Origin of the sequence: Chitinibacter bivalviorum (assembly GCF_013403565.1) — a bacterium.
Taxonomy (GTDB): Bacteria; Pseudomonadota; Gammaproteobacteria; order Burkholderiales; family Chitinibacteraceae; genus Chitinibacter; species Chitinibacter bivalviorum.
The window spans coordinates 1,921,304-1,947,422 of record NZ_CP058627.1; the positions used below are offsets into that span (position 1 = coordinate 1,921,304).

At 52.9% G+C, this 26,119-nt stretch carries 24 protein-coding genes and 1 tRNA gene; 10 read left to right on the forward strand and 15 right to left on the reverse strand.

The window, feature by feature from the left end:
- The first annotated feature begins 184 nt into the window (after positions 1-184).
- Genes hpnC through HQ393_RS09110 form a run of 3 tightly spaced genes read left to right on the forward strand, consistent with a single transcriptional unit; the run spans position 185 to position 2,015 of the window.
- Positions 185-1,045 carry a squalene synthase HpnC gene (gene hpnC, locus HQ393_RS09100; RefSeq protein WP_179354906.1) on the forward strand — a complete coding sequence of 287 codons (861 nt, stop codon included), beginning with the start codon at positions 185-187 and terminating at the stop codon, positions 1,043-1,045.
- Between the two features lie 5 nt (positions 1,046-1,050).
- On the forward strand, positions 1,051-1,635 hold the full coding sequence (locus HQ393_RS09105) for a thermonuclease family protein (RefSeq protein ID WP_179354907.1): 585 nt from the start codon (positions 1,051-1,053) through the stop codon (positions 1,633-1,635).
- 23 nt (positions 1,636-1,658) lie between these two features.
- Positions 1,659-2,015 carry a hypothetical protein gene (locus HQ393_RS09110; protein ID WP_179354908.1) on the forward strand — a complete coding sequence of 119 codons (357 nt, stop codon included), beginning with the start codon at positions 1,659-1,661 and terminating at the stop codon, positions 2,013-2,015.
- Between the two features lie 75 nt (positions 2,016-2,090).
- Here HQ393_RS09110 and HQ393_RS09115 read toward each other — a convergent pair whose 3' ends face one another.
- Both HQ393_RS09115 and HQ393_RS09120 read right to left on the reverse strand, forming a co-directional pair.
- Complete coding sequence (locus HQ393_RS09115; RefSeq protein ID WP_179354909.1) at positions 2,091-3,689, reverse strand: ABC transporter ATP-binding protein; 1,599 nt, start codon at positions 3,687-3,689, stop codon at positions 2,091-2,093.
- Positions 3,686-4,885 carry a GGDEF domain-containing protein gene (locus HQ393_RS09120; protein WP_179354910.1) on the reverse strand — a complete coding sequence of 400 codons (1,200 nt, stop codon included), beginning with the start codon at positions 4,883-4,885 and terminating at the stop codon, positions 3,686-3,688. The genes HQ393_RS09115 and HQ393_RS09120 overlap by 4 nt, the downstream gene beginning before the upstream one ends.
- Positions 4,886-5,119: 234 nt before the next feature.
- On the opposite strand from HQ393_RS09120, the gene HQ393_RS09125 reads away from it, so the two are divergent.
- On the forward strand, positions 5,120-6,145 hold the full coding sequence (locus HQ393_RS09125) for a serine/threonine protein kinase (RefSeq protein WP_179354911.1): 1,026 nt from the start codon (positions 5,120-5,122) through the stop codon (positions 6,143-6,145).
- A gap of 102 nt (positions 6,146-6,247) precedes the next feature.
- Positions 6,248-7,285 carry a CAP domain-containing protein gene (locus tag HQ393_RS09130; RefSeq protein WP_179354912.1) on the forward strand — a complete coding sequence of 346 codons (1,038 nt, stop codon included), beginning with the start codon at positions 6,248-6,250 and terminating at the stop codon, positions 7,283-7,285.
- 45 nt (positions 7,286-7,330) lie between these two features.
- On the opposite strand, the gene HQ393_RS09135 is transcribed toward HQ393_RS09130, so the two are convergent.
- Together HQ393_RS09135 and phnD are read right to left on the reverse strand one after the other, a co-directional pair.
- Positions 7,331-7,416: transfer RNA gene (locus HQ393_RS09135), tRNA-Tyr, on the reverse strand.
- A gap of 110 nt (positions 7,417-7,526) precedes the next feature.
- On the reverse strand, positions 7,527-8,495 hold the full coding sequence (phnD, locus tag HQ393_RS09140; protein WP_179354913.1) for a phosphate/phosphite/phosphonate ABC transporter substrate-binding protein: 969 nt from the start codon (positions 8,493-8,495) through the stop codon (positions 7,527-7,529).
- 87 nt (positions 8,496-8,582) lie between these two features.
- Between phnD and HQ393_RS09145 the strand changes: the two genes are divergently transcribed.
- Complete coding sequence (locus HQ393_RS09145) at positions 8,583-8,768, forward strand: tautomerase family protein (protein ID WP_179354914.1); 186 nt, start codon at positions 8,583-8,585, stop codon at positions 8,766-8,768.
- A gap of 82 nt (positions 8,769-8,850) precedes the next feature.
- Here HQ393_RS09145 and HQ393_RS09150 read toward each other — a convergent pair whose 3' ends face one another.
- Positions 8,851-9,882 carry an imelysin family protein gene (locus HQ393_RS09150; RefSeq protein WP_179354915.1) on the reverse strand — a complete coding sequence of 344 codons (1,032 nt, stop codon included), beginning with the start codon at positions 9,880-9,882 and terminating at the stop codon, positions 8,851-8,853.
- Positions 9,883-10,008: 126 nt separating this feature from the next.
- On the opposite strand from HQ393_RS09150, the gene HQ393_RS09155 reads away from it, so the two are divergent.
- Together HQ393_RS09155 and HQ393_RS09160 are read left to right on the forward strand one after the other, a co-directional pair.
- Positions 10,009-10,389, forward strand: coding sequence for a hypothetical protein (locus HQ393_RS09155; protein ID WP_179354916.1), 381 nt, complete (start codon positions 10,009-10,011; stop codon positions 10,387-10,389).
- 173 nt (positions 10,390-10,562) lie between these two features.
- Entirely contained in the window at positions 10,563-12,278 is a 1,716-nt protein-coding gene (locus tag HQ393_RS09160; RefSeq protein WP_179354917.1) for a proline--tRNA ligase, read from the forward strand.
- A 109-nt stretch (positions 12,279-12,387) separates the two neighbouring features.
- Here HQ393_RS09160 and HQ393_RS09165 read toward each other — a convergent pair whose 3' ends face one another.
- Positions 12,388-13,608, reverse strand: coding sequence for a hypothetical protein (locus tag HQ393_RS09165; protein ID WP_179354918.1), 1,221 nt, complete (start codon positions 13,606-13,608; stop codon positions 12,388-12,390).
- 259 nt (positions 13,609-13,867) lie between these two features.
- Here HQ393_RS09165 and HQ393_RS09170 point away from each other — a divergent pair, with 259 nt between their 5' ends.
- A complete protein-coding gene (locus HQ393_RS09170) occupies positions 13,868-14,488 on the forward strand; it encodes a lytic transglycosylase domain-containing protein (RefSeq protein WP_179354919.1) in 621 nt (206 codons plus the stop codon).
- A 183-nt stretch (positions 14,489-14,671) separates the two neighbouring features.
- On the opposite strand, the gene HQ393_RS09175 is transcribed toward HQ393_RS09170, so the two are convergent.
- From HQ393_RS09175 to hypE, 4 genes are all read right to left on the reverse strand, one after another.
- Positions 14,672-15,340, reverse strand: coding sequence for a Crp/Fnr family transcriptional regulator (locus tag HQ393_RS09175; protein ID WP_179354920.1), 669 nt, complete (start codon positions 15,338-15,340; stop codon positions 14,672-14,674).
- A gap of 8 nt (positions 15,341-15,348) precedes the next feature.
- On the reverse strand, positions 15,349-16,116 hold the full coding sequence (gene xth, locus HQ393_RS09180) for an exodeoxyribonuclease III (protein ID WP_179354921.1): 768 nt from the start codon (positions 16,114-16,116) through the stop codon (positions 15,349-15,351).
- Positions 16,117-16,393: 277 nt separating this feature from the next.
- Positions 16,394-18,838 carry a mechanosensitive ion channel family protein gene (locus tag HQ393_RS09185; RefSeq protein WP_179354922.1) on the reverse strand — a complete coding sequence of 815 codons (2,445 nt, stop codon included), beginning with the start codon at positions 18,836-18,838 and terminating at the stop codon, positions 16,394-16,396.
- Positions 18,839-19,026: 188 nt separating this feature from the next.
- Positions 19,027-20,082: a hydrogenase expression/formation protein HypE gene (gene hypE, locus HQ393_RS09190; protein WP_179354923.1), complete on the reverse strand. Its 1,056-nt coding sequence runs from the start codon at positions 20,080-20,082 to the stop codon at positions 19,027-19,029.
- Between the two features lie 258 nt (positions 20,083-20,340).
- Between hypE and HQ393_RS09195 the strand changes: the two genes are divergently transcribed.
- Complete coding sequence (locus tag HQ393_RS09195) at positions 20,341-20,616, forward strand: hypothetical protein (RefSeq protein ID WP_179354924.1); 276 nt, start codon at positions 20,341-20,343, stop codon at positions 20,614-20,616.
- A gap of 98 nt (positions 20,617-20,714) precedes the next feature.
- Here the strand turns inward: HQ393_RS09195 and HQ393_RS09200 are convergent, their stop codons facing one another.
- From HQ393_RS09200 to hypB, 5 genes are all read right to left on the reverse strand, one after another.
- Positions 20,715-21,251, reverse strand: coding sequence for an REP-associated tyrosine transposase (locus HQ393_RS09200; protein ID WP_179354925.1), 537 nt, complete (start codon positions 21,249-21,251; stop codon positions 20,715-20,717).
- 65 nt (positions 21,252-21,316) lie between these two features.
- A complete protein-coding gene (hypD, locus tag HQ393_RS09205; protein WP_179354926.1) occupies positions 21,317-22,435 on the reverse strand; it encodes a hydrogenase formation protein HypD in 1,119 nt (372 codons plus the stop codon).
- Positions 22,436-22,444: 9 nt separating this feature from the next.
- Positions 22,445-22,684 carry a HypC/HybG/HupF family hydrogenase formation chaperone gene (locus tag HQ393_RS09210; RefSeq protein WP_179354927.1) on the reverse strand — a complete coding sequence of 80 codons (240 nt, stop codon included), beginning with the start codon at positions 22,682-22,684 and terminating at the stop codon, positions 22,445-22,447.
- 158 nt (positions 22,685-22,842) lie between these two features.
- Positions 22,843-25,197, reverse strand: a complete 2,355-nt coding sequence (gene hypF / locus HQ393_RS09215) for a carbamoyltransferase HypF (protein WP_179354928.1) — start codon at positions 25,195-25,197, stop codon at positions 22,843-22,845.
- Positions 25,198-25,203: 6 nt separating this feature from the next.
- Positions 25,204-26,070, reverse strand: coding sequence for a hydrogenase nickel incorporation protein HypB (gene hypB / locus HQ393_RS09220; protein ID WP_179354929.1), 867 nt, complete (start codon positions 26,068-26,070; stop codon positions 25,204-25,206).
- Positions 26,071-26,119 lie beyond the last annotated feature (49 nt).

Here is a 26,119-nt window from a genome sequence, read left to right on the forward strand (position 1 = left end):
CAAAAATTTTCACGCAAGGCACTCAGCCGAAGATCAGTACAAATCGTGCTGCAAGGCATTGTTACTCAGCGTGGGAATTTTTGCTTTACTACTTAGTTTGAATACGTAAGCGATTTACGTGTGCTTACTATAGCATTGACGACAAATAAAACCAGCAATCGTCAGCACTTGTTAAGGATTTGTTATGTTTACCCCAGATCAAACAGTCCAGCATTACGAAAACTTCCCCGTGGGGTCTTTTCTCTTGCCCAAAGCCTTTCGCAAGCCGATTGCGGTGGTCTATCACGTCGCGCGCTATGCCGATGATCTGGCGGATGAAGGCGATGCATTGGCTCAAGATCGCATTGCGGCGCTGAATGAATGCAGCGCTGAATTGCAGCGCATTGAGCTAGGCCAAACGCCTCTGACCGCTCGGTTTCAAGCGCTCTCGGCTGTGGTGGCGCAATATCAAATCCCCTTGCAATTGTTTGAAGATCTGTTTTCCGCTTTTCGACAAGATGTCGTGAAAACCCGCTATCAAAATTTTGGTGAAGTCATCGATTATTGCCGCCGTTCAGCCAACCCCGTTGGGCGTATTCTGCTGCATATTTTCGGCTTTACCGATGCCAAAATGCTGGCGCAATCCGATGGCATTTGTACCGCACTGCAATTAATTAACTTCTGGCAAGATGTCGCGATCGACTTGAAAAAAGACCGCATCTACCTGCCACAGGATGAATTAGCCAAATTTGGCCTCACTGAAGCTATGCTCTTTGCTGGCCAAACCAGCCCCGCCTTTGCGCGCCTGCTGGCTTATCAATGCGATCGCAGCCGTAAAATGCTGCGAGCCGGGTCGCCACTGGGTGTCGCCTTGCCGGGACGCATTGGGCTAGAGATTCGAACCATCGTGCTCTCGGCCGATCGCATCATTAGCAAACTGAAAGCAGTGAATTACGACGTGTATACTGCACGCCCCACGCTGGGCAGCCTCGATTGGCCGATTATTTTGTATCAGGCGATCAAAGCTGGCTTTGTGAAACCTTCCGCCCCTCCAACTTGCCATTAATTTGAATGAAAATTACCCAATCTCAGCAACGCGCTTTTATTCGCTTATTCACCGCCAGCAACTGGAAGCAACGTCTTTCAGCGCTGATTATTGTGGCGCTCGCCATCTGGAGCTGGACGAATCAAACCCCAAGCGCACCAGGCGCAATCACGGCCAACAGCACGGTCACAGGCGAAGTGGTGAGCGTCGCCGATGGCGATACCATTACTTTGCTCGATCAGGATAAAAAGCAGTACAAATTGCGCTTGGCTTATATTGATGCCCCAGAAAAAGCAATGCCTTTCGGGCAAGCAGCGAAACAGCAATTATCTGAACTGGTCTATCGACAAGAAGTCACCGCGCATATTGACGAAGTGGATCGCTACGGCCGCGGCGTGGCGCGCATCGAAAAAGATCAGCGCGATATTAATCTGGCGCAACTGAGCGCAGGCTACGCTTGGCATTACACGCAATATGCGCGTAAATCGCAAAGTGGTGCTGATTTTGCCGCGTATGAAGCCGCCCAAGCCGCTGCTCAGCAGCAGCAAAAAGGGCTGTGGGCCGATGCCAACCCCACCCCGCCTTGGGATTGGCGCAAAAGCAATCGCTAAGAACACTGGATAGGATTTCCAAATTGAAAATACGCACCGTCATTCTGGCTTTATCGCTGCTGTGCGCAGTGGCCTTTGGATTATTTTTTACCATCATGCAGGAAAAGGAACGTGATGGTCATTGGCCATGGCCATTGAATGGCCAGATACACAACCAAAGTGATGTAGTGATTCAAGTTTGGGATGATGATCATGGCCACTACAGTGTGGCGGCCAAATCAGAAAGTAGCCGAAATTTGGATATCGATCACGCGAAAGAGCCCGGTACAGGGCGCTGGTGCAAGCTGGGCGAGCACACGCTCATCGTTGCACCGAACGGGCGATTTGAAAACTGCCCGTGCTATGCACTCAAAGAAGGGCGACCTTGCATTAAATTCTGAGGCTTCTCAAAAATACAAAGGGTATATTCATGAAGCCCTTCATCTAATTTGGTTTCAATGATATACCCAACATATCTATTCAATAGCAACGCTGAGCAATTGCTGGGTATAAACTGATTGGGGCTGCTGAAAAACAGCATCAATCTCGCCCTGCTCTTGCACCACGCCTGCGCGCAGCACAATCACCCGATGCGCCATCGCCCGCACTACCGCCAGATCATGGCTCACCAAGATATAACTCAAACCACGCTGGCGCTGTAGATCGGCCAATAACTGCAAAATCTGTTGCTGTATCGTGGCATCCAGCGCCGAGGTCGGCTCATCCAAGATCAAAATGCGCGGCGAAATAATCAAGGCACGCGCAATGGCAATACGCTGCCGCTGCCCGCCCGAAAATTCATGCGGAAAACGATCCATCATTTCAGCGCTCAGCCCCACTTCTAGCAAGGCCTGCGCCGCACGCTGGCGACGCTCGCTCGCGCTCAATGTCGGCTGATGAACCCGCAAACCCTCAGCAACAATCTCGGCCACGCTCATCCGTGGCGATAAGGCGGCAAATGGGTCTTGAAAAACGATTTGTATTTCGCGCCGTGCCGTGCGCAGGGCATCGCCACTCAAAGCGTCAAAACGCTCGCCATTCAGATCAACCTCGCCCCCCGTTCGCCCTGCTTGCAGTAAGCGCAAGAGCGAAAGCACCAGCGTGGTTTTACCGCTGCCGGACTCACCCACCACCGCCAACGTCTCGCCCGCTTGTAGCGTTAAATCGATAGGCTGCAACACCGTGACCCATGCTTTCTGCCAGAAATAGCGCCCCGCCTGACTGTAGGCATGGCTCAGTTGACGCACGAGCAGGCTGGCAGGCTGCGGCGCAGGCTGCAACGCAGCCATCCGCTGTGGGCGGGCCGCGAGGAGGGTTTGCGTGTAATGATGCTGTGGCGCGGCAAACAAGGCTTCTGTGGGGCCATACTCCACAATTTGCCCCCGCTGCATCACCGCCACATGATCGCCCTCTTGATTGCAAAAGCGCCGCACCAGATTCAAATCATGCGAAATCAGCAGCACGGCCATATTTCGTTCGCGCTGAATATCGGCCAGCAAAGTCAGAATTTGCGCCTGCACGGTCACATCCAGCGCGGTCGTTGGCTCATCGGCAATCAGAATCTCGGGCTCACCCGCCAAGGCCATGGCGATCATCACGCGCTGGCGCTGGCCGCCCGAAAGCTGGTGTGGAAAGCGATTTAGCTTGTCAGCGGCATCCGATATACCGGTACGGAGTAATAGCTCAATCGCCCGCTGGTTCGCCGTTTTGGTCGAATACCCCATAGACATCAGCAAAATTTCACTAATCTGCTGGCCTACGGTCTGCAAAGGATTCAAGGCCGTCATCGGCTCTTGAAAAATCATCGCGATCCGCCGCCCACGGATTTCGCGCAATAGCGCATTGGGTGCACCCAGCAGCTCTTGGCCGGCATATTGAATTGCACCCGAGCCTAAGACATGGCGATCCAGTTGCAAAATCGATCGCGCCAAGACGCTTTTACCCGAGCCAGATTCGCCCACCAAGGCGAGTTTTTCACCCGCTTTGAGCGTTAAATTAACTTCTCGCACCACCGGCTCGGCCTGCGCACCAAATCGCAGCGTCAGATTTTGCAATTGCAATAAGGCGTCGCTCACTGCGCCACCTTGGGCTCAATCGGCGTGTCCGCGACGCCAGCCATCATATAGCGATTGCGCCCACCCGCTTTGGCCTGATACATCGCACCATCGGCTTGCTGTAACCAGCTCGCTGGCGAGCGTAAATCAGGCTCCCACGGCGCGATGCCGATACTGCCACCCAGCGGCAGCAGTTGATCCTTATACCAAACTGGCTCGGCTAATTTGGCCAAGATTTTGTCTGCGACCAATGTGATTTCGTCTTTCGAGCTAATCCCGCGAAACATAATGACGAACTCATCGCCGCCGAGGCGGCACACCAGATCGCCTTTGCGCACCAAAGCCCTAAAACGACGCGCAATTTCAATCAACAAAGCATCGCCAGCAGCATGACCATATTCGTCATTCACATTTTTGAAAAAGTCCAAATCGATTAGAAACACCACGGTATTGATCGCTTCTTCATGTGGATTTTTTAAGATTTGGCGTAATTTATTGATCAGATCAAGCCGATTTGATAGGCCAGTGAGTGGGTCTTCAAAAGCCAATTTGCGCATTTTCTGATTGCGCTCGGCCATTTTCTCGGCGTTTTCCGATACCCGTTGGCGCATCGTCCACAGGCGCATCTGATGGCTTTGCAAACGCTGCACAACGTTAATCCCAACAACAGTAACAAGAGCCAACACCAAGAGTGCAGCGGCACACGGCAAAAATGGCCAGACACTCGCCGTCAAAATACCCGCGATCACGGCCGCATTAGCGAGCGCAGCCAAGGCATAACGGGGCGTGGGCAATCCGGCCAGCAGCAATAACACCGGTGGCAACACAAAAGGCAAGATCAGCGCTGAAGGCGGCACAGCGTCTTTCATCTGCCAAGCCCAAAGCCCAGACAGCGCAATCGGCAGCACAACGGCCAGCGTCACCAGCCGCAGCTCCCATTCCAACTGCTCCTGATGCAAAGCCCAAGCCGCGCGAAAAAAAGCAGCGGAAGAAATCAGCGGCAATACCCACACCTGCCACCAAGACCAGTCCAGCTGCAAAAGCAATAATGGCAGCAATAAAGACAAGCATGCCAAGCTAAGCGCCAAATGTTCGCGCTGTAGCCGGCGCTCGCGTTTGACGCGTGCAGAGTGCCGCTGCAAGCCTTCGTCATTGGGGCGCAAAGCAGCAAGCTCGGTGGGTGACTCCAGCGTGGGAGACAATAAATCAGGCCTCATAAAACGGGTATCCCGCAAGATTGATGGCAATGGTTAGTCGCGTTAGTTTAGCGTTTAATGTTGGATGAAAAAACCTAACGCCTTGTTCAGCACCGCATTTAAGGCGTATTTGCGTAATTTAGCTATCACGTTGCACACAATGAGCACTTTCAATTGCCGATTGCGGCCTGTAAAGGGTGGTCATCGACCCCACTTTGCCGTATGTTCGAGCTTCTGTCTTTGATATTAAGCCACATGCCCCACACAGCCCCCCTCACCGCGCCCTACGCCGAACTGACCCCCGATTTGATATTAAGCGCAATTGAACAATTAGGCCTGCGCACTTCGGGCCATTTGTTGGCGCTCAATAGCTATGAAAATCGCGTCTATCAAATCGGCCTGGAAGAAGACAATCCTTGGGGACGTTTTATTATCGCTAAGTTTTACCGCCCTGCGCGCTGGAGTAATGCGCAAATTTTGGAAGAACACGCTTTTTGCGAAGAATTGGCAGGGTATGAGATTCCAGTCGTTGCACCAATTAGCCTTGATGGAAATACCCTGCATAGCGAACAAGGTTTTCGCTTTGCGATTTTCCCACGTCGCGGCGGCCGCCCACCTGAGCTGGATCAGCGCGATACCCGTGAATGGTTGGGGCGCTTTCTGGGGCGCATTCATGCCGTTGGGCAAACGCATCATTTCACAGAGCGCCCGACCCTGAATCTGCAAAGTTTTGGTCGTGACTCAGTCGAGTATCTGCTTGCCAGCGAGTTAATTCCAGCCGATTTACGCGCCGCCTACGTGGCCATCACCAAACAAGCACTCGAAGGTATCGCAGCTTGCTTTGATCGCGCGGGCGATGTGGAGCAAATTCGCCTACACGGCGATTGCCATGCCAGCAATGTCCTGTGGACTGACGCTGGGCCGCATTTCGTCGATTTTGACGATGCGCGCAATGGGCCTGCGATTCAAGATTTATGGATGCTGCTGTCGGGCGAGCGCCAGGAACAACAGGCGCAGCTCAATGACATTCTGGCCGGTTATGAAGACTTTATGGATTTTGACCCCATGCAGCTGCAATTGCTGGAAGCATTGCGCACGCTGCGTCTGCTGCACTACAGCGCCTGGCTGGCGCGCCGCTGGCACGATCCAGCCTTTCCTGCTGCCTTTCCTTGGTTTAATTCCCCCATCTATTGGCAAGACCGGATATTGGAGCTGCGCGAGCAAATCGCTTTAATGACCGAAGCGCCCCTACGCAGCCTGTCGCAATCGGGCAATTGCTAAGCAAAATACCTTATAGGGGCCAGCTTGGCCTTTACGCCAGCATCGCTATATTGAGATCAGTGGACAACACTCGTCTTAACCATTGGCATGCTGGAGACCCTGATGACCGAAATCAAACGGCTCTATTCAATCGGCGTCTTCAGCTTCGCGCTGCTGTTGGTTGCTTGCGGTGGAGGGAGTGGTGGCAACAACAGTAGCACTAGCGGCAACAGCTCGCAGCCTCCACAGCAAAGCAGTAACAATCTGTGTACCGAGATTCCCCCCAGTACCTCAAACGCCGTCATCCTCAAAGCCGCTGCGGGGCCAAGTGCCAATGGTTTTCAAAGTACTGGCGATAACATTGGCGACCTCAATCAATACACCAATGCCATCCGCGCCGAATTGAGCCTACCCGCACTCACCGTAGAGCCCGCATTAAACCTCTCCGCCGGGCAACACAGCAGCTATATGCAGCTCAATGAAATCCTCAGCCATGACGAAATACCGGGCAATATCGGCTTTACCGCTGCAACACCCTTTGAACGTATCCAACAGGTCTATGATCCGCCACTCAGTTTTAGTGGCGAAATCGCCAGCGCGATGAGCGGCTCGGGCACCTCAGCCAGTCGCGCCATCGCCGATTTATTTGACGCCCCACTGCACCGAGTCATCATGTTGAGTGAATATCTTGCCATGGGCAGTGGTTATGCAGTCAGTAGCAAAGGCGTAGCCTACAGCACACAGGATTTTGCCAACTACCGCGCGGGAATCAGCGATTTTGAGCTTGTGGCCTACCCCTACGCAGGGGCAACACAAATTCGCAGCTATTGGCAGGATAGTGAAACGCCCGACCCACTCGGCGGCACGCCTTATAGCCACAAAAACGTCGGTTACCCGATTAGCTTGCAAGGCAATTTTGGCAGCGAGCTCACGCTCACCCAATTGAAAGTCTATGCCAATTGCAGCAGTGAAATTGCAGTCACTGCGCGAGATCATAGCAGCAGCCCGCAGATTGTCGAAACCAGCAATGTCATCATTGCCGTACCGCATACACCGCTGGCGCCACGCACAAACTATACAGTTTGGGCCACCGGGCAATATTTAAGCGCCAGCAAAGAGCTGCGCACATTTGATTTACGCTGGTCATTTACGACGCAGTAAAACAAAAAAGCCCTAGTCCTTCGACTAGGGCTTTTTTGCTGAATCTGGTGGGGGGAGAAGGATTCGAACCTTCGAAGGCTGAGCCGCCGGATTTACAGTCCGGACCCGTTGACCGCTGGGGTAATCCCCCCTCAAGGCTGCGCATATTATGGGAATCGCCAGATCTCGTCAACCCCCTCATGCAAAAAACTTAAAAAAATTTTAAAGCTACTTTGAAATTCGATGCCAAAACCGCGGTAAATTACTTAGCGCCGCCGAGCAAACCCACCAATTGGTTGTAGCGCTGGTAGTAGGCTTTTTGCTGCGCATTTTTGGCATCCGCCGCTAATTGATTATTAAAAGTCAGTCGAAATAAGTCATGAAACAATTGCAAATCAGTCACTTGGCGCAAGGTGCGATTATCCGCCCGCACAAAACCTGAAAGCTGGTCAGCGTAATACAAGCGCTGCTTAGCCTGTGCTACGTTCGCGCCTTTACGACCATAATCGAGGAAAAACTGGCTGATGGTATTTTTTTGCGCTGCCGGTAAATCATTGCGCATAATCAGCGGGTCAAATGCAAAATTGGGCGACTCCCACACCACGCGCATTTGCGAAAAATCGCGCGGATATTTTTCTTTGAGCTGTTCTAAGTCCACCGTATTGCTCACGGCCACATCGACTTGCTTGCGGGCCAGCGCAATAAATGCGTCCTCCGTCCCCACTTGCATGTTTTGCGTAAAGTACTGCTCACTGAGTACATTGCGCTTCATGAATAGATGATATTGCGGAATAAGGTATTCGGCCGTCGTGCCTGGTTTGCCGCCTGCGTAGCGCAACTTTTTCGGCATATCGAGCAGCTGATCTGCATTTTTAATCGGGCTATCTTTACGCACCAACATCACACTGCGGTATTCGCTCACGCCACCGGTAATCGCCAGCCGGGCAAATACCTCGCAATTGGCTTTTTCCACCGCATCGAGTGCCAATTTATTATCGACGCGGGCAATTTGGATTTCTTTACTTTGCAATCGGCGTAAAAGTTCAGCATGATCGGTGAGCACCACGCCCTTCACTTTTTGCCCCGTGGCCGCGGCCAGATCATCCAGTACGGGTTGCCAATCTTCAACGGTTTGCTCGGAAGCGCGCGATGTTAAAAGACCAACGGTGAGATCGGCATAAGTCGCGGCAGAACAACTCAGCAACAAAATCGCGAGGCAACGGCGTAACATGAGGGTTATCCCTAGGATCAGCAAGCGCGCATCATAGAACTCTTATGTGACGCTTTCGTTAAAACTTTTTTCCATTAGGAGTCAGCCATGCCTTATATCAATTTGCGAATCGCCGGCGAATTAAGCCGCGAGCAAAAACAGAAAATCGTCGCCGAATTTACCGATACGATGGTGCGCATCGCCTGCAAACCCGCCGAATATGTCGTGGTAGCGATTGATGAAAAACCTGAGGAAGACTGGGGCTGGGGCGGCAAATTGCTCGACGAGCTTTGATCAAAACGATAGGCGTAAAAAAACCGCCATTCCGGCCACTCGATTAGCAGTGGTCGGAGGCGGTTTTACTGGCTAGAGCGAGTTATTTTGCTTTGCCTATTTTAATATTGAGCGCAGCAGCTACGTCTTTCTCCAACACATCAGCCAGCGCATTGGCCGCATTGGCGATATTTTGGGCTGTTTGTTCACTGCGACTATCTACCGTGAGCCGCGTTACGGCCTCGAGGCGCGCCAATTTGCTCGCGACTTGATCCCAAATTTTCTGGTGGCCACGGCTAATCAGAAAGTCATCCAGACCCACCCCGCCATCAGCCCCCAACAGCAGTACCCGCATCCCCGCCACATTGGCCATTAAGCCTTGCGCGGTGGCACCTGATAGCTGATCCTGCCAGACCGATTTAGGGGTCAAGCCCACTTTTTGCTGCGCGATTTCACGCGCGCCTTCGACCAAGCGATTGAGGTATTCAGTCTGAAATTGTCGCGGGTAGCTGACATCGTAGCCGACGCCATTGCTAAAACCCGTCCAAGCTCGCAGCAGGGTTTCTGATTTATAAGCCACAATCTGCCCTTGCCATTGCAGGTAATCACAGTTTTTACCCGTGCTGAGCAACTTGATACTCTGCTCGGGTTTATTAGTATAGAGCAGAGATTCAATGGTCTTTAAGCCAATACCCCATGCAGGCAATGTGTCGGACTCATGCAATGCCTTGCCATCGACCATGGGCAGCGCTGGCATATCCTTCGCCAAGGTCAGGATTTTATCGGGTGCGGCGCTATCGCTGGCCATAATTCGCCCGACCGAGGCTTCACTACTGGGCCCCATCGGCGCCACTTCAATCGCACGCCAAGCCAACAAGGTATTGAGGTATTGCGCCTGAAGTTTGCCAAAATTGGCGGCATCAGGTGCCGCACAAAAATTGATGCTCGCTTGTTTCAGCTCGGCACTGGTCGCGGCCAATTTACGCTGAGCAGGCAACAAAACACCGCGCATTTCGGCCTGCACAAATTCAGGCGCAGGAATGCGTTTGAGTTCTTCTTCCGCCCACGCTGCGCCGCTCAGCACAGCCCCGAGCAAGCACAGAGAAAGCGTCGTTTGTTTAAAGCACGTACTCATTGATATCGTCTCCGTTTTTATCCCTACTTGATAACATGGAAAGCGCAAAACGGGAAGTATGGGCTTGCTTTATATGCTTTTTCCCGTAACATTGGCCGCCATTGTGACTTACTTAACAGCCTGAATATGACCATTTATTTCCGTCCAGATTCCGTACCCGAACTTGCTGGTTTAAGCAGCTGGGAACAGCGCGTTTTGCTGCGCGGTACTTTCCTGCGTGAACGCGCCATTTCAACCGTCGTGCTCTTGCTCGCCGTACTGGGTAGCGTGCAATTTGCCATCAACCCGCTGCTGGAGCGTTTTGCACCGACAATCCGCACTGATAGCGTCATTTACGCCGTGATTTTGGTGATCTGGCTGCTGCTGTTGATGAAAGGCCGCGACATTGTGCTGATGAATATGCTGCGCCCGAAATTTGCCGTGAAACGCGCTGAGCAGAAAGCCGCTGAAATCGCCAAGCTCGAAGCCGAACGCGCCGCCGAGAATGAGAGCAAGGCTGCTGAATAATCAGCGCAGATCGGCTAAAATAGCCCCCTTTTTCGGTCTCCTAAATCTGCAAAAATTCTCGGGCAAGGCATCGAGTCGCAGACAGTACATTGAGTACGGCAAGACGAAATAACGCTGCTCGGGAACTTTTGCCCAGCTATGACTGGCCACGCAATTTAACTGGATTCGCCATTATGCGCACTTCGCAACTTTTCATTTCGACTTTAAAAGAAGCCCCTTCCGAGGCGGAGCTGTTATCACACAAGCTGATGCTGCGCGCTGGCTTGATCAAACGTTTGGGCTCTGGCCTCTACACGTGGATGCCGCTGGGTTTGCGCGTACTGCGCAAAGTGGAAGCCGTGGTGCGCCAAGAAATGAATCGCGCGGGCGCGCAAGAATTGCTGATGCCAGCGGTACAGCCAGCAGAATTGTGGCAAGAAACGGGTCGTTGGGACGTGTTTGGCCCACAAATGCTGAAGATCACCGACCGTCACGAGCGTCAATTTTGCTTTGGCCCAACGCATGAAGAAGTCATCACCGACATCGCGCGCGCCGAGTTGCGCAGCTACAAGCAATTGCCAGTGAATTTCTATCAGGTGCAAACCAAATTCCGCGACGAAATCCGCCCCCGCTTTGGCGTGATGCGCGCGCGTGAATTCATGATGAAAGATGCCTACTCTTTCCACGCCGATTTTGACTCACTCAAAGCCACGTACGATGTAATGTACGGCGCATACTCCCAGGTGTTTACGCGCCTAGGCCTTAAATTCCGTGCTGTTGCAGCCGATACGGGTGCAATTGGCGGCGATGGCTCACACGAATTCCACGTATTGGCTGACGCAGGTGAAGACCTGTTGGCTTACTGCCCAACGTCTGATTACGCTGCCAACGTTGAATTGGCCGAGGCTTTCGCGCCCGAAGCCCCACGCGCCGCGGCCACGCAAGCCATGGCCGAAGTCGATACGCCGAAACAAACCGCGTGCGAAGACGTTGCCGCCCTGCTGGGTATCAGCGTCACGCAAACTGTGAAAGCGATTGCCTTGGTGACGACAACAGGCGAATTCGTGCTCGCACTGCTGCGTGGCGACCATAACCTGAACGAAGTAAAAATCGGTAAAGTGGAAGGCATGGCTGATTTCCGCTTCGCAACCGAAGAAGAAATTCGCAGCAATCTGAGCTGCCCACCAGGCTTTATCGGCCCGGTCGGTGTTAATGCAAATATCCGCATCATTGCCGACCGCACCGTGGCCGCGATGAGCGACTTTGTTTGTGGCGCCAACAAACCGAAATTCCACCTCTCAGGCGTGAACTTTGGTCGTGATTTGCCCGAGCCAGCGGTCGTTGCTGACATTCGTAATGTCGTGAATGGCGATCGTTGCCCAGATGGCAAAGGTGGCGTATTGGAATTGTGCCGTGGGATTGAAGTCGGCCATATTTTCCAATTGCGCACCAAGTATTCAGCGGCGATGAATTGCACGTTCTTGAACGAGCAAAACACCTTGCTGCCAATGGAAATGGGCTGCTACGGGATCGGCGTATCGCGCATTGTCGGCGCGGCCATTGAGCAAAACCATGACGCACGCGGCATTATCTGGCCTGAAGCGATGGCGCCATTTACCGTTGCGGTGGTGGCGGTGGGTTACCACAAATCGGAAGCGGTCAAAGCCGCAGCAGATCAGCTCTACGCCGATCTGAGCGCCGCGGGCGTGGACGTATTGCTCGACGATCGCAATGAGCGCCCGGGCTCGATGTTTGCCGATATGGAATTGATCGGCATTCCACACCGCATCACAGTAGGTGATAAAGCGCTGGCCAATGGTGAAGTGGAATACGTATCGCGCCGCGCAGGTGAAATGCAGAAAGTGGCGATTGGCGAAGCGGTGAGCTTTGTAAAATCACAACTTGCCTAAGCAGGTATATGCAGCAAAGCAAATAGCTGCAATATTTTGCTAGATATACCCGATAAAAAGCCCATCCTCGTGATGGGCTTTTTGTTGGTTTGGCACGATTAAATCCAGCTTAAAACAACATTCCCAGCAGCCGTTTTAATAACTCTTCCATCGGCATCATCGTCAGCAGCAAAGGCACTAAGGGCAGCAAGGTGGCCGCGGCCAAAGTTAAAACTGCATCCTTGGTAATTGGTACGATCCGCATTTGCCGCACCACATCGTAGCTACTGCCCAAATCGACCAAGGACGACACGTCGGGATTGCCCAAAATTGCTTCATCGTCGGGATATTGTTTCGTCTCTCCCCTCAGCCATTTTTGCTCAAACTGGCGATTATGCTGCATGACCAGTGCACCATATTCGCGATTGGCCGCGCGTTTGGCGCGCGACAGTTGCAGGGTAAACACCAACAACGGCGCTAGCACCATCAATTGCACAAACACCACCATCAAGCCGATTTCGACTTTGAAGTGGGTGAGTACCGCGCCGTCATACAGCACTCGATTGGCCAATACGCCCGCCAGCAAAGCACCATGCGCGACAGCCAGTGGCATAAAAATATAAAACGTTCCCGCAATAAAACCCAAGCCGCCCAAACGGTCGGTATGCGTCGGCAAAAGCCGCAGCTCTATGCGCGAAACTTGCCACAAAAAGCGGATCCAGATAAAAACGCGGAAATACCAACGCAGCAATAAAAAGCGCAGCACCGGCAAACTCACCACGGCATACCACCAGCCCGCCGGCGTGAATGCGACACCATCGGCCGTATGTACGGCAAACCACGTATTAACGCCCAGTTGCATATAATCGCGCCAGAGAAAATAAAACCCCAGCGTCACGACCAGAATAATAATCAGCTCGGCCAGCACCGAGTTGCGCAGCCGCAGTGCCCGTTCGATCGCGACATTAAATTGCGCCATGGCTTCATCGGGGATTAAATCGCGCAGCAAGAATTGTTGCACTACGCCGCGCACCCGAAGGTGCACCAATAGTTCGGCCGCAATCAGGATGGGAATGACGAGCAAAAAGCGAATATGGACATCGGCATCTTGCCAAAATGGCAACGCGCCTGAGGCCAGCGTGGCCTGATGGTGAGGCAGGCTTAGCAACAGCAGCGGGATCCAGCATAAACCTGAGATCACCCAAATCCGTCGCCAAACCAAGCCTTCAGCATCGTCGACCAAATGCGCCCGATACAGCAATTGAAATAAAGGCCCGCCCAAAACGAGCGAAAAATTCTGTGGATCGGTGAATGAGGCCACCCCGTTTTGCCGCGTATTTTGCGTATTCATGATGCAGCCCCTTGTGTAGCCAAGGACAATTGCACTAGTCTCGCCAGTGCAGCGAGCCCGTACACTCATCATAGCGCTCGGATTATGCTGTAAACCCCATGTTCACTGTTTCCGATAGGCAAACGGTGAATTTGCTTACTTGCTTATTTTTAGTGCGCCTAGATCGAACCGCAGGTAAGTAGAAAAACGCTGTAAGGCATTGACCCTGCCGCACCTTAGCGCCAGAATTCAAGCTCATTAGATCGTCAAGCAATTCAATATGTTGAAGTTTTTACTGCCCATCGCCCTCGCTGGCTCATTACTCAGCGCCGCAGCCTATGCAGGTGCTCAGCGTGAAGAAGATCTTTCGGCCTCGGTGCAATCGAGTTTGCAGCGCTCGATTGCCGATCGGATGGAGCCCAAACTCATTTTCAGTAATAAAGCCGAAGGTGAGGCATGGCTGGCCGATATGTCAGCTCGCCTGCAAAAGCGTATTCCCGATGAATTTGTGCGTCGAAAATTATTAACCGCCATTCATTACGAAGCCTCACGCGCGGGGCTAGACCCACAAATGGTATTGGGCTTGATCCATATTGAAAGCGGGTTTAATCGTTACGCCATTAGCCCCGTGGGCGCACGCGGGCTGATGCAAGTGATGCCTTTCTGGCAACGCTCGATCGGCACGCCCGAACAAAACCTGTTCGATCCCAACACCAATTTACGCTACGGCTGTACGATTTTGCGGCACTACCTTGACATCGAGAATGGGGATTTATTCCGAGCACTCGGCCGTTACAACGGCAGCTTGGGTAAAGCAGAGTACCCCAACCTCGTATATAGCGCGTGGAAAGCCAATTACGATTGGGGCTCGGCGATCGGCGAAAAGGTAGCGCAGAAATAAATAAAGCCGTCGCATGCGACGGCTTTTCTAACTGACCACAAAGTTGAAAATCACATTTTCCAAGTCTAGGCAAAGCTCAGGCTGAAAAATAAAGCATGCAGCGCAGACTTTTTTTCCCCCTTGCGCGCCTTATGGGCGCCGCACTTCGCGAGTGGGAATGGCCATCACTCTGCAAGTGTCAATTTAGGGCAATAAATCCAGCTGCGTGAGCAAAATAAAACCCCCGCGCATCCGCAACCAATCTTGTGCTTCCCAAGCGCTAAGTTGCTTGTTCACGCTCTCACGCGTCGCGCCAACAAAATTGGCCAGCTCTTGCTGCGTGAGTTTCAAATCAATCCGAATGCCTTCATTGGTCGTCTCGCCGTGATTTTGCGCCAACTGGCGCAGCACTTTGGCCAAACGCTGCGGCAATGGCAAAAAGAGCGTGTCTTGCACTAATTCATCGGCGCTGCGCAAACGCTCGCACAGGGTTTGAATCATCGAGCGCATCACACGTGGATGGGCGTTGAGGTATTGATCCACCATCGCGCGTTGCAGCACCAGCAATTCACAGTCTTCCAGTGCTTCAATCGTCGCCGTGCGCGGGCCACCATCGAGCATGGCCAGCTCACCGAATACTTCGCCCGCTTCCAGTATCGCCAGCGTTAATTCGCGGCCTTCGGTATTGCTGCGCATGACTTTCAAGCGACCATGTAAAACAGCGTACATTTCATCGCTGCGCTCGCCTTGTGCCAATACAATTTGCTTGGCGCGGACTAAACGTGATTGCGCGTGCTGTGCCAATTCGGCCAATTCGGCGTAGCTGAGTTCACAAAACAGGCTACTACCAGAAAGAAGTTTGGCTTTATCCATGATGATGCTTAATCCAGAGTCGCTATGACAGGGGTGTGATCGGAAGGACGCTCATTTTTGCGCGGCTCAATATCGATCGAGCAGGCGCGGCAACGAGCGGCCAATTCTTGCGATAATAAAATATGGTCAATGCGTAAACCTGCATTTTTCTTAAATGAAAATCCGCGGTAATCCCACCAACTAAATGACTTTTCGCTTTGCTCAAATAGGCGAAATGCATCAACCAAGCCCAAAGCTTGCAATTGTTCAAACGCTGCACGCTCAGGCTCGGATACTAATACACCACCTTGCCATTTTTTAATATCATGTACATCACGATCTTCGGGCGCAATATTGTAATCGCCCAGTAATGCCAATTGCGGATAAGCCGCCATTTCAGTTTTTAGCCACGAAATCAATGCATTAAGCCAGGCCAATTTATATTGGTATTTATCTGACTCTAAATCTTGTCCATTCGGAATATAGGCACCGACTAGACGCACGCCATTGACCGTCGCGGTGATCACGCGTTTTTGCGCATCTTCAAAACCCGGAATATTAATCACGACATCTTCAATCGGTGCACGCGCAATAATCGCAACGCCGTTATATGTTTTTTGCCCCGCAAAGGCAACGTGAAAACCCGCCTCGGTGATTTCCGCAAGCGGAAAAACCGGGTCATCCATTTTGGTTTCTTGCAAACACAGCGCGGTCACATCCGAATTGGCGGCGAGCCATTCAAGCACCTGCGGCAAACGAACCTTGAGTGAATTGACATTCCAAGTGGCGATTTTCATTAACGAGCAACTTCCCTAATTTTGCGATCATCATTAAGCACATGATACCTCAGCATTCTGTAGCCACCTATGCATAAAACCCATTGACATAATTTCTTAGCACACGGCGACTTGATTGCTAAGGGATCAAAATTCATATTCTAATTTGAATGCGCTCTATCCCACCCGATCACACGAATGTAATACACAAGCCACCAAATAATTACCAAAAACAATCAATTAAATTACAACAAAAGAAATTAACAGCCGTTAATTATCAGTGAGTAATCTGCCTATCTTAATCAGCATTACCCGTGATGGTCTTATCAGCCACGGTGCGAATGTGAATATCACGCTGTGGATAAGGTATTTCAATATTGGCCGCTTTTAACGCTGCGTGTATTTCCAAAGCCATTTCGCTACGTATCATCAACCATTGATCAAAATGATCGGTCCAAGCACGTACGCTAAAGTCGAGTGAACTTTCCCCAAAGCCCATAAAGACGGCGGCAGGTGCTGGCTCCAAACTAACGCCCGGCGTCTTGCGAGCGACCTCCAGCAAAATCGCCTGCACGGATCGAGGGTCACAGTCATAGCTCACGCCGATCGGAATCTCAATCCGACGGCGCTGATTATTTAATGTCCAATTGATGAGTTTTTCGGACAGCAGCATCCCGTTGGGTACCACCACATCCGCGCCATCAAAAGTAGACAGGGTCGTGGTACGCATTCCAATGTCGCGAATGCTACCTGTCGTACCAGACAGCTCTACGGTATCGCCAGGCTGAATCGGGCGCTCCACCATTAATATCAAACCGGATACAAAATTATTGACCACCGTTTGCAAGCCAAAACCGATCCCCACGCTCAACGCGCCCAGCACCATGGCCAATTGAGTCAATTGAAAACCTGCCGCGCTGAGTGCCACCATCAAGCCGAGCATCAGCAAAAAATAATACGACATCGTCGAAACGCTATTGGCCACGCCTCGCGGTAGCGTCATATGCGGCAAGACGTCTTCGCTCAAAATACTGCGCAGCGTTTGCGCCAACCAGAATGACAAATACACCGAAACAAAAAATAGCGCGATACCACCCACCGTAATCGAGATTGAACCAAATGCCAGAGTAAACGCACCGAGCGCCGCCAGCATATCCTGTGTCGAACGTAACACCCGAAAGGTATCCAACACCCCAATCAGCCACGCCAACATCAGTGCCAAATTAAATAAGCGCTGCGAAACCCCAAACAAACGATGCGCATGCTGGGTACGTTGCAGCAGTTGGGGCGTACTACTTGTCAGAAATAAGCGCACATACGCCAGCACCGTATTTCGCGCCGCAAGAATAAATAAACCCATATAGATGCTGTACAAAGTACCTTGCACCAGCAAGGTTGCAAGATGGACATTGCCAAATACATTGCACAGCAGTGCTACGACCATCAATGCGCCCGCAAGGCCGACAAAGCCCATCGAAAGCTGTTGAATCCGAGGGCTCAGATCCAGTTTTCTTGCCCTTAGCCTCATCAGTATCACCAGCATAGTGCCAAGCATTAAACTGGCATTGAGCAGTAGACAGAGCCGGAACTCCAGTGGCTCATAGGCCACGACATTACCCATTACATGCACAAAAAAGAACAGCAGCGTGCTGTACATCCATACCCCAACAGCTTGATGCATCCGCACCGACTGCAGCCGCATGACGGGCAACCAAGCCAGCAGCAGCAAAATCTGCAGCCGCAGATACGAGCCGTTTACATTTTCGATCAGATAAATCGTGGTAGAGAGCAGCAACCAAGCTGAGATGGGGCGGGCTAAGATCGGACGATAACGCGCCTGCATCAAATCTGGCGGCAAAGACTTGGCTTGTTTTGCCAGCCACAAGAGCAAAATCAGCAACACCGCAATCAGCACCAGCAACAGCGAATGCAAGCCGCGGCTAGATTGCTGGGATTGCTGCATAAACTCGGTTTCAATCGCAAAGCTATCGGCGAGCTGGTCTTTGTTGATGCTTTGGCTCACATCGGCGTTGAACATCGCAGACCACAAGCTCGGCGAATCGATATTCCACAATAATTTATCGGTATTGGCGATGTACTGGCGCACGATCTTTTGCTGATCCAGCAAACTATTGCGCAAGCCGCCGACTTGCTGATTCAGGCTCATCAGCGCATTTAACGGGGTAGAAACGGCCAGCTCTGCGCTCGTAAAATCCTGATCCAGTTGCTCTATGCTTTTCTGCAATTGCTGCGATAAAAGCCCGGTATTTTCCCGCGTCGTCTCACGCCATAAAGCGCGGCGGACAGTGAGCTGAGCAATATCCTCGGACAAAGGCTGCGTACTCACCGTCAGCGCGGCCTGTAATGCGCTTGCTTGCTGATCAATAAAGCTTAAATGGCGATCCAACGTTTCCAAGCGTGAAAAAGACATTGCCGCCAGTTTTCTCACATTAATATGCTGCCCCAACTGGCTCGCCGCCGTATTCATCGCCGCTAATTCGGGCTTGAAATCAGTCACCGGCGCGGCATTTGCGCTGCGTTTAATCATGTCTTGCAACAAGATCTGATCGGAGCTAATTTGGCTTGGAATATCGGCAATGGCAATCGATTGGCGCTCGGGAGCGGGGCTGTTCTCAGCCGCATTGAGCAAAGCGGGTAACTGCGCGAATACCGCACTCTGGCAGAAAAACACCAGACAAAAGCACGCTAAGCCGCTTAATATTTGCGCAACTTTGATTTGCATATCCTGCCCAATGATTACTTTGATAGACAGGCATTAGCATAGCGCCGACTTCACTTTCGCGCTGAACTACCCGTGGCGGCGTTGCATAATCTGTCGCGCCTGATGGTAGCGCTGCTCAATGCGGGCAGATGCTGGCGCCAAACCGCAGCCTTGCTCGCGTGAGCTCGTTAGCGAATCAAATCGAGTTCTCAGCAAATACGTGGCAATTGCTCGCCATTGAGCCAATCGACCATACGCCGGCCACCGAAGGCAGTATTCATTTGCACAAAAGCGTGCTCGTCGGCAATCACTTCACCAATGATCGCCGCATCTCTCCCGAGTGGGTGGGCTTGCATTGCAGCCAGCAAGGCCTCGGCGTCGTCGCTGGCACAAAACGCCACCAGCTTGCCTTCATTGGCGACGTACAAAGGGTCAAGCCCCAGCAGCTCGCACGCAGCGGCGACTTCGGCTCGCACGGGGATGGATTTTTCTTGGATCACCATGCCGTGGCCGCTGGCTTTGGCAAATTCATTCAATACCGTCGCCAGCCCACCGCGCGTTGGGTCGCGCAAGACATGCAGATTCGGTACGGCATCCAGTATCGCGGCGACTAGCCCGTGCAGTGCGGCGGTATCGGATTGAATCGTCGTCTCGAAAGTCAGGTTTTCGCGCTGCGACATAATCGCCACGCCGTGATCGCCCAGCATACCCGACACTAGTATCTTATCACCAACCTTGATATTTGAAGCCCTTAGAGCAATACCCTCAGGCATTACACCAATCCCCGTCGTCGTAATAAAGACGCCATCGCCCTTACCTTCTTCGACCACCTTGGTGTCACCCGTAATAATCACCACGCCCGCCTCGCGCGCCGCATTGGCCATCGAGATCACGATGCGCTGCAAATCAGCCAGCGGAAAGCCTTCTTCTAAGATAAAGCTCGCGCTCAGATACAAGGGCTTGGCGCCCATCATCGCCACATCATTAATCGTGCCATGCACCGACAGACAGCCAATATCGCCACCGGGGAAAAACAGCGGCGACACCACATGGCTATCGGTCGCCATCACCATGCGCCCAGCACCCGCCGGCAGCGCAAAGCAGGCCCCATCACCCTGCTCAGCCAGCATGTCATTAGAACAGTGTTTGACGAAGTGCTTGACGAACAATTCATCAATCAACTGCGCCATCGCGCGGCCACCACTGCCATGCGTCATATCAACACGGCCATGCTTGAAATCGAGGGGACGGGTGTAGGTTTTCATATTGTCCTGATAAGTTATTCAACGGTACGTCGGGAGGGTGGAGCAAAGCGATACCACCTTTGGCAATAATGATGGGTATCGCTGCGCTCCACCCATCCTACGAGTTACGAACTACACGTTCAATTACAAACAAATTTTCACATTCGATTAACTAAATAGCGAATTAGACACAACAAAAACACAGGCAAAGCCAAATGAAAAATAACAATCCATAAGTACTGAAAAATAGAATTAATTACAGAAAACACACCACTACCAGTGAAATTAACAGCAAAAATGATAACTGGGACTAATGGAGATAACAACACAACTACAAGCAATCTATCAAACAGAGTTGAAATTGAATCAGTAAAATATACAACAGGTAAACAACTCAAAAGAGCTAGGCATGACCCCACAAAATACAAAGTAAAAATTGTAGGAAATGGTAAAACCCAATCAGGGAGTCGAACAGTTTTCGAAAACAAAAATAGTTCAGGCCAAATAATCATTACAGTTGATAATGCAAGTATGCTACTTACAATTGCTAAATAATTTCGTGATACAGACATATCCTATTGTTCCTTTAATGCTGCAATCTCCCTCTAAATCGCCCATAAACCCGTAGGATGGGTGGAGCGTAGCGATACCCATCATATCTCCCCAAATTCACCATCAATATCAATATCAATACCATCACCCCAATTGACTGGCAACACACCTAATTTCACATAACGGTGAAAAGAAGACCAAGGCCAATCGCAAACGTGTTGTGCATGGCCATGTTTCACCGGATTGAAATGCAGATAATCCAGATGACGTACAAAATCATTTTCATCGCGAATCAGGTGCTCCCAATATCGCCGTTGCCAGATACCCCTCTCGCCTTTACCGCGCCGACTGGCCGATATTCGTTCCACACGCTCAAGTGAACGGGAAAATTCGGTTTTGATGAGCCGCCAACGCATACCGTAATCCGCATCGCCCTCAGGTAAAGTGAGAATGGCGTGCAAATGCTCAGGCAATACCACAATGCCGTCAATTGTGAACGGATGAACACGCATCACCTGTCGAAATGATTCACGCAATACATCGATATGCTCCACCAGTAATTGTCGATGACGTTCGGCAAGATTAACGGTAAAGAACCATGTGCCACCACAGGTACGATCACGACGGTAACTGGTCATGAAAGCTCCTATTTGGATATTTTGTTAGCTCGGTGATGGGTATCGCTACGCTCCACCCATCCTACTCAAACCACCCTAAACCGCCCATAAGTATAATGCGCTGCGCATGCGCCTTCCGACGACACCATACACGCGCCAATCGGGTGATCGGGCGTACAGACTGTGCCGAACACTTTGCAATCGGTGGGGCGTTTATGGCCGCGCAATATCGCGGCGCATTCGCAGGCTTTGTGGTCGGGCACTTGTAGATAGGCAATTTGGTAGCGCAATTCGGCATCGAATTGGGCAAATTCGGGGCGGATTTTTAGCGCGCTGTACGGCACTTCGCCCAGACCGCGCCAATCAAAACTCTCGCGCATCTCAAACACCTGCCCGCACATGGCCTGCGCTTTGCGGTTACCTTCGCGCGTAACAGCGCGGGTGAATTCGTTTTCGACTTCCGCTCTGCCCTCGTTGATTTGCAGCACCAGCATCAGTATCGATTGAATCACATCCAGTGGCTCAAAACCGGCGATCACCACGGGGCGCTGATAGCGCGCGACAAACGCTTCGTACGGCGCCGAGCCGATCACGGTGCTGACGTGCGCGGGGCCGACGAAACCATCGATGGCCACCGCAGCAGGGTCCTGTTCGGATTCCATAATGTGCACCATCGCCGCGGGCGTCAGTACGTGATTGCAGAACACGCTGAAGTTAGTCAGATTGAGCCGCGCCGCTTGCAAGATAATCGCAGCAGTCGGCGGCGTGGTGGTCTCGAAACCAATCGCAAAAAACACGACTTCGCGGCTTGGGTTTTCCTGCGCGATGCGCAGTGCATCGTCACACGAATACACCATGCGAATATCGGCACCCTGCGCTTTGGCTTTAAAGAGCGACAAGCCACCGCTGGCCGGTACGCGCATCGTGTCGGCGTAGGTGCATAAAATCACATCATGTTGCGTCGCCAGCGCAATCGCACTATCAATGCGGCCGATCGGCAGCACGCAAACCGGACAGCCCGGACCGTGGATCATCCGAACATTGGGCGGCAGCAAATCGAGCAGGCCATAACGCGAAATCGCATGCGTATGCCCGCCGCAAAACTCCATCAGCCGGTAGGTGCGCGCCGGATCGGCGGCCTTGGCAATCGCATTGGCCAAAGCACGCGCCAGCTCACCATCACGAAATTCGTCTACGTATTTCATCGAGGTCACTCAGATCAGGGTTGCAGGGTCCACGGACGAGCCCATCTGGGCAAACAGCGCCAGCGTTTGCGCCGCCTCGTCGGGGTCGAGCTTGCCGATGGCAAAGCCGACATGCACGATCAGATAATCGCCAACGGCAACCTCCTCGACCAGCGCAATTGACACCACTTTATGCACGCCACTCAACTCGATCCGCGCCTGATCGCCGTCGAGTAATTCGGTCACACGTGCGGGGATAGCGAGACACATGGCAATTCCTTGATGAGATGGCGTTCTCAGACGATTGAAGCACGGCAAATGATTAATTGGTTTGATGCAAATTCAAAAAGCACTAAAGCCTACATGAAAGCAACAGTCAGCGCGGGGCGTGAACTCAAGTACTGGGCCAGCCAGTATCGCCGCTGTTTTTACAGCACCGTACGTTGCGCCACCCAAGCCTGCCCCAGCGACAAGCCGCCATCACCGCACGGCAGGTTTTGGTTGGTATAAAAACGTAAACCGCGTTTTGCCAGCGCTGCCTGCAGGCCGCGAAGTAGAACAGCATTGAGAAAACAGCCGCCACCGCCCGCGACCACGCGGATGCCAGTTCGCTCGGCGGCGAGCGCTACCCAATCGGCCAGCGCTGTAATCAGTACCGCATGAAATAGCGCAGCGCCGTAGGCGACCTCGCGACAATCGGCCACTCGTGCCAGCAACGCTGACAGATCTAATTGCGAGATAAAGCCAGTCGGCTTCGTGATATCGGTCAGCTCAAACAATCCATCCTCTATCAGGCAGTCACCATATTTGGCGGCCAAACCTTCCAGCTGCATCGCCGCTTGTGCTTCAAAACTCATTACCGGCGTGATGCCGAGCAAACCTGCAGCGGCGTCAAAATAGCGGCCCATGCTGGTCGTACTGATCTGATGAGAAGCGGGTAGAGTGCGCGTCAGCATTTGCGCGATGAGGCCTGCGCCCGATTGTGCAGCAAAGCGTGTCGCAATCTCGTCGCCCCGCCCCTGCATCGCCAGCGCCGCTGCGGCCATACGCCACGGCTCGCGCGCGGCTTTATCGCCACCGGGCATGGCGATCGGGCGCAAATGGCCGAGGCGTTGAAAATCAGCGCCATCGACGAGCAGTAGCTCGCCACCCCATGCCGTACCATCGTTGCCCAACCCTACGCCATCGAGTGCAAGGCCAAGTACAGGCTCGTCCAAATGATGTTCGGCCAACACTGCCGCGACATGCGCGTGGTGGTGCTGCACCGCGATACACGGAATCTGCCCATCTTTCGACAACTCGGCGGCGAGGCGCTGCGCAAGCTGTGTGCTGAAAAAGTCGGGGTGTTTATCGTGCGCGATACGGCGCGGCTGCACTTGCAATAAATGCAGCAAATGCTCGCTCGCGGCTTCCAGCGCTAAACAGTTTGTAACGCGATCCATATCGCCGATGTATTGCGATAAATACGCTTGCTCGCCCCGCGTCACGCACAGCGTATTTTTGAAAAATCCGCCCAGCGCCAGCACGGGTTCAGACGTTGTCGAGAGAGAAATTGCGCGTGGCGTATAGCCACGGGCACGGCGGATAAATTGCGGCGCACCGTGTGTATCGACGCGCAACACACTGTCGTCGCAACGAATCACGATGTCGCGATTATGAATTAATAAGGCATCGGCAATACCGGCCAGATGAGTCATTGCTTCATCATTGCTGATCACCAATGGCTCGCCATGCGGATTGGCACTGGTCATTACTAGCGCCAGCGGCTGCGCTTGCTGCAACCACGCCACACCAGCCGGGCGGCCTGCGGCTTCGTGAAATAACAAATACTGTATTGGCGTATAGGGCAGCAACACACCGATTGAATTGACCTGCGGCGCTATACCCTTAAGTATTGTATCCACGCCTGCCGCTTTTTCCAGTAACACAATCGGCCTTGCGCCGCTTTCTAGCCACGCTTGCTCAGCCTGAGTCATATTGGCGATGCCCGCCAGCGAAGCGACATTGGCCACCATAATCGCCAGCGGTTTTTCTTCACGATTTTTGCGCTCGCGCAGCGTGGCGACGGCTTCTGCATTGCGTGCATCGCACACCAGATGAAAACCGCCCAAGCCTTTGATCGCGACGATCTTGCCTACAGTCAGCAAGGCCAAGGTTTGCTCAATCGCATCAGCAGAAGTGACCTTGCCGTGCGCATCAAGCAATTGCAGTTGCGGCCCGCAATCGGGGCAGGCGTTGGGCTCGGCGTGAAAGCGCCGATGCAGTGGATTGGTGTATTCACTCTGGCATGGCGGACATTGGGCAAAGCCCGCCATGCTGGTATTGGCTCGGTCGTATGGCAGACGCGACACCAAGGTGTAGCGCGGGCCGCAGTCGGTGCAATTGATAAAGGCGTAGCGATAACGACGGTTGTTGGGGTCAAACAGCTCGGCAAGGCAGGCGGGGCAAATGGTGCTATCTGCACCAATTGTTGCAGCAGGGGTCGCGGCGGTGTTAGCTTCACCGCCAAGAGCGCTATCCAGAATACGAAAATCGGGGAATGGCTCGTTGGCTGCAATCGGCGTGATCTGAAGATCGTCAATTTTCGCCAGCGGCGGCGCATCAAAACGCAAACGGCGCGCAAACTCAGCTTGCAAATCAGGTGCAGCGTCGATTGCTATTGTAACGCCCTGCCCGTCATTGCGCACCCAGCCAGTGACGCCCAGTTCGTGCGCCAAGCGATACACAAAGGGGCGAAACCCCACCCCCTGCACGATGCCGCGTACCCTGATTTGCTGGCGCATGATCAATTATTGCTGCGCTTGGCGGCAACCGGCTTTGAGCCAAGCGAGCCATTGATCCATGCCCTCGCCCGTTTTGGTCGAAAGGCAAATGACTTCGAGATTTGGTCGCACTTGCCGCGCCATCGCAATCGCCGCCTCAACGTCAAAATCCAGATACGGCAGCAAATCGGTTTTGCTCAAAATCATCAAATCGGCCGCGCGGAACATATCGGGGTATTTCAGCGGTTTGTCTTCGCCCTCGGTCACCGACAATATCGCCACTTTATGCGCTTCGCCCAGATCAAACGCCGCTGGGCAAACCAAGTTGCCGACGTTTTCGATCAGCAGCAAGCTGTTGTCCGCCAGCGCCTGTTCACCCGCCAAGGTATCGATCGCGCCCGCCACCATATGCGCATCGAGGTGACAGCCTTTACCGGTATTGATTTGCACCGCCGGTGCGCCCGTCGCGCGGATGCGGTCGGCGTCGTTCGCGGTTTGCTGATCGCCCTCGATCACCGCCACTGCGGGGTGCTTCTGCAATTGTTGCGATTGTTTCCATTGCTTGATTGTTTCAACCAGCAAAGTCGTTTTGCCCGAGCCGGGGCTGGATACCAGATTGAGCGCGAAGATGCCTTGCGCCGCCAGACGCGCGCGATTTTGCGCGGCCAGCGCGTCGTTGCTGGCCAAAATATCGTGCTCAAGCCGGATGGTACGCTCGGGATCAACGTCAGGTGCGTGCGCAGCGCCCAGCGGGCCAGTGGGCGCGTGTTCGGCGTGACCCGGCAGGCGATAGCTGTGCCCCACCCCAGCCGTAGCAGCGGCGCGTTTTCGCCGTACCGGAGCAATGCCATTGATCGTCGTTTCGCCATGACCGCAACCGCAGGTGGTACACATTTTCAAGCTCCTTGCATCCACGCTGGATGCCTTAACTTATACGCACAAT

What these genes read in the sequence shown, in the direction of transcription:
- HQ393_RS09200 (WP_179354925.1), bottom strand. Translation starts at nt 21,251, where the DNA reads ATGACCAGTTACCGTCGTGATCGTACCTGTGGTGGCACATGGTTCTTT.
- HQ393_RS09170 (WP_179354919.1), top strand. Translation starts at nt 13,868, where the DNA reads ATGTTGAAGTTTTTACTGCCCATCGCCCTCGCTGGCTCATTACTCAGC.
- HQ393_RS09165 (WP_179354918.1), bottom strand. Translation starts at nt 13,608, where the DNA reads ATGAATACGCAAAATACGCGGCAAAACGGGGTGGCCTCATTCACCGAT.
- HQ393_RS09145 (WP_179354914.1), top strand. Translation starts at nt 8,583, where the DNA reads ATGCCTTATATCAATTTGCGAATCGCCGGCGAATTAAGCCGCGAGCAA.
- HQ393_RS09175 (WP_179354920.1), bottom strand. Translation starts at nt 15,340, where the DNA reads ATGGATAAAGCCAAACTTCTTTCTGGTAGTAGCCTGTTTTGTGAACTC.
- phnD (WP_179354913.1), bottom strand. Translation starts at nt 8,495, where the DNA reads ATGTTACGCCGTTGCCTCGCGATTTTGTTGCTGAGTTGTTCTGCCGCG.
- hypD (WP_179354926.1), bottom strand. Translation starts at nt 22,435, where the DNA reads ATGAAATACGTAGACGAATTTCGTGATGGTGAGCTGGCGCGTGCTTTG.
- hypF (WP_179354928.1), bottom strand. Translation starts at nt 25,197, where the DNA reads ATGCGCCAGCAAATCAGGGTACGCGGCATCGTGCAGGGGGTGGGGTTT.
- HQ393_RS09120 (WP_179354910.1), bottom strand. Translation starts at nt 4,885, where the DNA reads ATGAGGCCTGATTTATTGTCTCCCACGCTGGAGTCACCCACCGAGCTT.
- HQ393_RS09155 (WP_179354916.1), top strand. Translation starts at nt 10,009, where the DNA reads ATGACCATTTATTTCCGTCCAGATTCCGTACCCGAACTTGCTGGTTTA.
- hypE (WP_179354923.1), bottom strand. Translation starts at nt 20,082, where the DNA reads ATGAAAACCTACACCCGTCCCCTCGATTTCAAGCATGGCCGTGTTGAT.
- hypB (WP_179354929.1), bottom strand. Translation starts at nt 26,070, where the DNA reads ATGTGTACCACCTGCGGTTGCGGTCATGGCGAAACGACGATCAATGGC.
- hpnC (WP_179354906.1), top strand. Translation starts at nt 185, where the DNA reads ATGTTTACCCCAGATCAAACAGTCCAGCATTACGAAAACTTCCCCGTG.
- HQ393_RS09160 (WP_179354917.1), top strand. Translation starts at nt 10,563, where the DNA reads ATGCGCACTTCGCAACTTTTCATTTCGACTTTAAAAGAAGCCCCTTCC.
- HQ393_RS09130 (WP_179354912.1), top strand. Translation starts at nt 6,248, where the DNA reads ATGACCGAAATCAAACGGCTCTATTCAATCGGCGTCTTCAGCTTCGCG.
- HQ393_RS09150 (WP_179354915.1), bottom strand. Translation starts at nt 9,882, where the DNA reads ATGAGTACGTGCTTTAAACAAACGACGCTTTCTCTGTGCTTGCTCGGG.
- HQ393_RS09105 (WP_179354907.1), top strand. Translation starts at nt 1,051, where the DNA reads ATGAAAATTACCCAATCTCAGCAACGCGCTTTTATTCGCTTATTCACC.
- xth (WP_179354921.1), bottom strand. Translation starts at nt 16,116, where the DNA reads ATGAAAATCGCCACTTGGAATGTCAATTCACTCAAGGTTCGTTTGCCG.
- HQ393_RS09125 (WP_179354911.1), top strand. Translation starts at nt 5,120, where the DNA reads ATGCCCCACACAGCCCCCCTCACCGCGCCCTACGCCGAACTGACCCCC.
- HQ393_RS09210 (WP_179354927.1), bottom strand. Translation starts at nt 22,684, where the DNA reads ATGTGTCTCGCTATCCCCGCACGTGTGACCGAATTACTCGACGGCGAT.
- HQ393_RS09185 (WP_179354922.1), bottom strand. Translation starts at nt 18,838, where the DNA reads ATGCAAATCAAAGTTGCGCAAATATTAAGCGGCTTAGCGTGCTTTTGT.